This is a genomic window from Fervidobacterium sp. 2310opik-2 (assembly GCF_011057735.1).
Lineage (GTDB): Bacteria > Thermotogota > Thermotogae > Thermotogales > Fervidobacteriaceae > Fervidobacterium > Fervidobacterium nodosum.
The window spans coordinates 1-7,166 of the sequence record NZ_LNGG01000007.1; the positions used below are offsets into that span (position 1 = coordinate 1).

Sequence of the window (7,166 nt, forward strand, 5' to 3'; positions counted from 1 at the left end):
TTTACATATCTTCTTGGAACAAATACAATAAAGGCATCTTTTGGGAGTCCGAGCTTACCTCGAAGTAAAATTTTTTCTTCATTTGTAACAGGTTTGAAGAGTTCAGTATCAACAGCGTTGTATATAACAGTAACCTTATCCTCTGGATAGCCAAATTCTTGAATCACATAATTTTTTAACCTACTGTCGACAGTTATAATATGCTTAGCCTTTTTCACCGCACTTTTTTCTATTTGCATGCAAAAATCGAAAATTTTACGTTTGTCTTTTTCGGAAATGGTAGGTGAGTAATTAACCGCTTCCCTTGCCAGATATCCATGCAATGTTAAAACTGTCGACGGATGGTCAATATTGTAAAGACTTCCAACATCATGACAGTGGACGATGTCAAAATCATCTAATTTGAGAAAAGAAAAGAAGCGTAAATTCATGTGAAAAATTTTTTTAAAGCGAGCATAGTAAGAAAACAAGGAAGTTGGATTTGAGAGAACAATTTTAATCCTTCTAACCCATTTTCTAGTTTCAATCGGGGGGTAAAACGTCTTTACCTCATGTCCGAGTTTTATGAGCCCACGTTCTAATAGCTCTTGATGTACGTGTTTTCCACCGTAATTTATAACCTTTGAATTATCAAAAGATAGTAAGGCTATTTTCACATGTAAGACCTCCAATCGATTACAAAGTGTTGAATTATCTTAATTTAACATGTTGGGATTTCCAGTTTTTAGAAAATAAAGCAGTTTCTATAGACCTCTATCTCTTTTGCCACAATATTTCTCCAAGTAAACCCTTTGCTTCTTTCTATTAGCTTGTTGGCATCATATCCATGTTCTAATACTTCAACCACTTTCTTAGCAAACCTTTCTTCAAAATTTTCTCCTTCTTGAACTACATACTCTGGAAAGCCTATCGCTTCTGGTATCCCTCCATTGCTACTTCCAATTACACAAGTCCCACACGCTTGCGCTTCGATTACCACGGCACCAAATCCTTCCTGCCTACTTGGTAATATCATAACATCCATTGCGTTCATCCATTTTGCTACTTCTTGCTGAGGTATCCTACCGGTAAAGATGATATTTAAACCTTTTGTTTCCTTCTTAATTTCCTCTCTCAACGGACCATCTCCAACTACTATGAAATATGTCTTTGGATATTCTTTAGCGATGAGATTAAATATTTCACCGAGTTTATCAGCCCTCTTTATTGGTAAAAGATTACCAACAAATCCAATGTATTTATATCCTTCTTTGTAAATCCCAAGCTCTTTTCTCACACTTTCTTTATCCAAAGGCTTAAATATCTCCTCATCGAATCCATTTGGAATTACAACCGCATTTTTCCCCGAATATCCATACGATTTTGCTTTTTCCAAAATAGCGTTGCTAACAAAAATATTAGCCGAAGCGCTCTCTAGGACTTTAACATATATTTTGCTTCTTTTCGGCATAACTACATTTACATCCCCACCATGCCAACTTACGACAAACGGCTTGTTGTATTTCTCAGATAAAATATTTGCAATTAATCCAGCTGGTATACTGTACATACCATGTCCATGAATTAAGTCGTAATCTTCTACTCTAAACATATTTTCAATTGCTTTGACAAACTTTCCTGCGGTTTTTAAGAAATAATTCGGTAAAGCCTTGAATAATGCTAATTCAATCAGACTTCTATCTATTAAAACAGGTGTTAGCTTTATTCCGCAACACGTACTAAGAGGCTGGTTTTTATTATAAATCTTCAAAAATTTTTTGGCAAAAGTCACCATCTTATTATCGTTGTACCCCAACACGGCAACGTCGAAATCTATTCCGTGCATTTCATAATGTTTCAATCTATTGATAATGAATATTCCAGCTTGTGGATTTGAAACCTTCGGACCAAGGCTTGTTATCACCAGAACTTTCATTTCTCAATCACCTTCAATACAATACAAAGTTGACGAATTCTTCTTTTTTCTTATCATCCCAAACAAAATTTCCTTTGTATTTTCGTACATTTTCCATAATTTCATCATAGCGTTCGTACGCATTAAGAATTCTTTTCACTGACTCTTCAACATCGTTAGGATCTATCACCACACCTATACCGTATTTTTCCACCTCTTTTGCCATCGACACAAAAGTATTCTTAACTATTACCGGTGTACCAGCGCATATAGAATCATAATACTTGTTTGGAAGTGCAAACAAGTCATTCTTGTAATTTTCATTTCTCACAGTATTGTAAGAAATCAGTGAAAAAGCAGATTTCGAAAGCTCTATCATCATATCTTCATATGGCAGGAAAGAAGTATACTCGTGTGGGACTTCTTTAAACACATCCGAATCCATCCCGATAATTTTGAACGTAAATTCTTTCTCTATTAGTTTCTTCAATATCTCCTTTTCTTTTTCAATATTTCTCGTCACCTTTCCAACAAATGATATTTCCTTTCTTTTTTCCTTAGGCTCAACTGAAATACTTGCGTAATTCGGGACAACCAAATATGGTTTGTCTAATCCTAATTTTTCGTAAACATCCTCCTGCATCTCTTTTGATACAAAAATAAGCTTATCTGCTAATTTTAATTGCATTTCAAAAATTTTCCACATTATTTTTTCTTTTAAAAACTTTGCTAATCCACTAAGCGAGTTTAAAAAATTTTCAGGATGGTATTCGTGAATATCGTACACAACCATCTTCTTTTTCGATTTGGCAGATTTGAAAGGTTTGAGAGGAAACATCGGCAAAAAATGATGCATATAAAGTATATCATAGTCTTCGCTTTCTATAACCTTCAAAACTTTTAAATCGAATTTTATCCTTTTCAAAGCCTTTTTCAAAACATTATCTTGCGCATTTATCCTAAATAAAATAGGAATGAACTTGATATTGTTTTTAACATGAATATCATTTTCATTATCTGAAATGTATTGATAAGAAACATTGCATACTTTACTTAAAGCCTCAACAGTTCTAAAAACCCTTTTATCATTTTTCGGATGATAATACCCTACAATAAGAACCTTTTTCAACATACCACCTCATTGTAAAAAATTATAAAAACTCAAAGACTCTCTATATAGTACTTAATTTTTGTTGAAACTCTCAACACACCGTTATTTTCTGTTAATACGCCATCATCTATCATTCTCTTAACGTAAGTGTACACCGTCTGACGCTTAATCTTTTTTTCCAACCTTTTGACAAGCTCGGACTTTTCCAAAGGATTGTTTATCAACTCTTGCAATATCGTCTTTTGTATCTCCGTAAACGACCACGTCTTCTCAAGCCCTTTTGCCATAATCTCCTTTATACTTCCCTTCACCACTTCCTTGCTGATTTTATCTTTATCTGAATTAATTATAGCTATCTGCTGAGCTATCCACAAGGCATCTCTTGGATTTCCATCGCTAAAAGCGGCTATTTCATCCAAAGCATCCATCTCAAAATAATCAGGATATTCCTTTATCCTTTTCAAAATCATCCTCTTTATATCTTCCACCGTTAATGGATCAAGGAATATCATATCTCTGAATATATTCTCCAAATTCCCGCTCTCGTTCCACCTCATCCTATCATTCGAATACTCCCTGTATATAGAAAACGGCAAAGAAACGAAAGTAACTATATTATCCTTAAACAATACACTCTTCAGTGAGTCTAAAATATTTAAAACCTCTTCCTTCTTTTCTTTATCCAATTCATCGATTATAACCAAAATCTTCCCGTACTCTTTAACAAGCAAAGCCAACAGCTCATCAAGGTAATCCTTCACTGTGTATATATTGAACCTCTTCTTGCTCACAGTTGATTTTCCATATGAAAAACTGGCAGAAACACTTAAACCTGCTCCATACGAAGTGCTTTGGCTCATCTCAGTTAATATAAACTCCCTTGCCTCATTAGCCACCTTATTGATTTCCTTCTTTTTCAACCCCAACGCCAAATTAGAAAGCTTATACAAAAAATCGCCAATTATTACCTCTTTTGAATCTTTCTCGGTTATTAAAACATAGAACCTTTTTGCGTTTTCGGAATTGATAAAATTCAGAGTTGTCGTCTTTCCAACACCAGTTTCACCACATACGCCAAAAATCCCCATCGGTTGGAAATAAGCAATTTTATTCAAATGCTCTATCTCCTTCTCACGATCCACAAGCAAATCACCATTATCAATCGGCTTATCAAACAAAGCCTCTATTATATACTTCAACTTTTTTTCATCCATCCCCATCACCTCAGGACGATTATACCATAATTGTTACTATGTGACAAAAGTCTATTTTTTGTCTACTGCTGTGACAAAAAATAAAAAAGCTTCGGTATTCACCGAAGCTGAAGAGATTGGTTATATATGAACACAGTATTCTTAAAACTGTATTAAAAGAACTACTTTTGGAATTATTTATTTCGCTCCTTTTCTCCAGAATATAACTTCTATTGTTTGCAAAATTATTCTTAAATCCATAAGTGTGCTTCTGTTTTTAATGTAATACAAATCATATTCTGTCTTTTTCATATATTCTTCCAAAGTTGTTGTGTGTTTAAAGTTTATTTGTGCCCATCCTGTAAGCCCTGGTTTTAGTTTCAGGCGATATTCGTAAAATGGTATTTGCTGACTGTATAATCTGTGGTATTCTATCATCTCTGGTCTAGGTCCTACTAAACTCATTTTTCCTTTCAGTATTAGCCAGAATTGAAGCGATTCGTCTGTTCTCGTAGATCTAATAACTTTTCCTATCTTTAGCAGTCTTTTCTCTATTGTTCCGTTTGGATTATTTGAATCGAACCCATCGTTTTTAAGAGACCGGAGTTTGATAAATTCGAAATATTTCCCATCTTTTCCTACTCTGAGTTGTTTAAACACCACAGGTCTTCCATCTTCGATAAGTATCATTATCGCAGTTATTAGCATAAATGGTGAGAATAATATTAGACCAAATGTTCCACCAATTATATCCAGAAGTCTTTTTGCTGGAGATTCTTTTGCTCTGTTGAATTCCAATTCGTAATACTCTTTGAATTTCTGAATAACTGCTATCGGTATTCTTTTCAATATCCTTTCTGAAAGCTCAGAGAGATATTCAACATTCTTTAGCTTTATATCATCTTGTATCTCGTCTTTTATTCTTTCGTACAATTCGTAATCACCAATAAGAACATTATCGTAATGTATGACTTTCTGTCTAAATGTAACTGGCGATGGGTTAATAAAATCAGCAAAGACATATCTTCCTTTTGATTTTTGGGTTATCTCATCCAAAATAGGTTTCAACTCTTCTTGCCTACCTATAACAAGATATTTCTTTGGCTTTGTCGTTTTCAACGAAATTTTAAACAAAATGGGATTAACAGCAGACAGAGCAATTGGAAGGAGTAAGTTTAAATAGAGTATATTGTACTTTGAAACGTTAAAATCAAAAATTGAAACAACAGAAATAACAAAAAGAAATGACAAAAAGGCTGAAATATAGAATCGTACAACAGATTCATTGAAGCTTTCCAAATTATCATCATCATATGTTCTCAAAGCAAATGCAAAAAGTAAAAAGAAAAAGCTTTTTAAAATAACTAAAACGGCATTTTTTAAGAAAATATCTGATAAAAGCACTGTTATTCCAACATTTGTCAAAAGAATAGCGAGGTTGAAATACATTAAATACCCCCTCTTTCGATTATTCACTGTACAGCTTATAACTTTAGACAATCTAGAATAATTTTTTGTTCATAAAAATTTTAAATTCAATTGGGAGAAGAATTTAGTGAAAATCTGCATTAGTAATTATACAACAAGTAGAGAAATTATATATTGCCAAAAAGTAACTTTATAATTAAGAATATCATAATTTCGGAATGCTAACTTTTCACAACAATTTATTTTGAAGATAGCATACATTGAATATATTAATTAAAAAGCACATAGAAAATTACAGAAATATATATTTATTTCCGAACGGTGCTCTAGAAAAGTTAAAATTAAATATATTACTATTTTTAGCAATTATTTGGTAATAAGTATTTAATAATTTTATCTTTGGATTAACATACTAAGTTGTCAAACGTTGTTGAATCTCCTAATTTACGACTATTAGTCATCGTTATATGAACTTTAACGTAAAAATACGTAATTCCTCAGTAGATACATCATACTGTGGCATGTATAACGCTCAATGGAAAAATGAAAAATCAAAAAATTAACTTACTTCATTGGACTGAATTTTACAATTCTTTAAATCAATTATCCTTTCAGGTTAATTTTCCGTAAAATATTATTTTGCCTTTTACAAGTTCGGTAAGTATATGATATAGTATATATATGTATACTTATAATTATACACTTGAACCTATAACTTACGCAAAACTTTACCCGCTCGTTATTTAAATATTTGAATTCAAATACAACTAATAATTCTCAAAAAGCCGTGGGGGTGTTTTCTTATGGATGATTTCAACAAATTAGAAAACGGTCAAATCAGCTTTGAAAAGAACTTAAACAATCCAGATATCGCTTGGCATAAGAAAGTACTTAGTTACCAAAAACTTGTTGATAGGTGGACTAAGTATTTTTGGAATATCAACAAGTCATATTTGTATTCTTTCGAAGACCTTAGGCAAACAATTTGGTATATAACCATGGTTGGATTGAAAAGTTATGATGGAAGAGGAAACGAAGAAGACTTTCTGAATTGGTATGTGAGAAATAAAGTGATATCGGTGATAATGTACGGTAAAAAACCACCAAATTGTACAGATGCACCGTTCACACCGATGAGATTTGACTATGTATCAGATGAAAACTTGACAGAAGTAAGTGAACTATTCTATTCGGATGGGAAGGATTGAGAATACAATAAAAATCGAAAGTGGGCTAAGGTCCACTTTTGGTGTTTTAGTTGAGTAACATTTATTCTTAATAAATTACCATTAAGAATATTTTAGCTATTCACGACGGAATATAGATTTGAATAAATCAACGCTAACTGAAAACACTTTTGAGAATTCTGATTTGTATAGAAAAACTGTGGCAAGAAGTCCAACTAATGAAGAAAGAATTGATAGGAATAGACTTTGCGAAAATGTATGGAGCAACGCCGAGCAAATAAAACTAATCACAAGATAGTAAACCTTCCTCAAATTGTATGGAACAGGATACAACTTTTTGGAGACACTTGATT

6 protein-coding genes and 1 pseudogene are annotated in these 7,166 nt (G+C 32.7%); 1 reads left to right on the forward strand and 6 read right to left on the reverse strand.

All coding sequences use genetic code 11. From position 1 onward, the window contains the following. The 5 genes from AS161_RS04315 to AS161_RS04335 all read right to left on the reverse strand — a co-directional run. The coding region (locus AS161_RS04315) for a glycosyltransferase family 4 protein (protein ID WP_164541922.1) at positions 1-656 on the reverse strand (656 nt) is incomplete at its 3' end. A gap of 68 nt (positions 657-724) precedes the next feature. Then, positions 725-1,915, reverse strand: coding sequence for a glycosyltransferase family 4 protein (locus AS161_RS04320; protein ID WP_164541923.1), 1,191 nt, complete (start codon positions 1,913-1,915; stop codon positions 725-727). Positions 1,916-1,928: 13 nt separating this feature from the next. Beyond that, positions 1,929-3,023, reverse strand: coding sequence for a glycosyltransferase (locus AS161_RS04325; RefSeq protein ID WP_241241333.1), 1,095 nt, complete (start codon positions 3,021-3,023; stop codon positions 1,929-1,931). Positions 3,024-3,055: 32 nt separating this feature from the next. Then, the gene (locus tag AS161_RS04330; RefSeq protein ID WP_164541925.1) at positions 3,056-4,219 is read right to left on the reverse strand and encodes an ATP-binding protein; all 1,164 of its coding nucleotides are present in this window, start codon (positions 4,217-4,219) and stop codon (positions 3,056-3,058) included. A gap of 177 nt (positions 4,220-4,396) precedes the next feature. Further along, entirely contained in the window at positions 4,397-5,647 is a 1,251-nt protein-coding gene (locus AS161_RS04335; protein WP_164541926.1) for a sugar transferase, read from the reverse strand. Positions 5,648-6,429: 782 nt separating this feature from the next. Here AS161_RS04335 and AS161_RS04340 point away from each other — a divergent pair. Then, the gene (locus tag AS161_RS04340) at positions 6,430-6,834 is read left to right on the forward strand and encodes a hypothetical protein (RefSeq protein ID WP_206518768.1); all 405 of its coding nucleotides are present in this window, start codon (positions 6,430-6,432) and stop codon (positions 6,832-6,834) included. Between the two features lie 96 nt (positions 6,835-6,930). On the opposite strand, the pseudogene AS161_RS09210 reads toward AS161_RS04340, so the two are convergent. Beyond that, positions 6,931-7,166: pseudogene (locus tag AS161_RS09210) on the reverse strand (lipopolysaccharide biosynthesis protein); the annotation flags it as partial.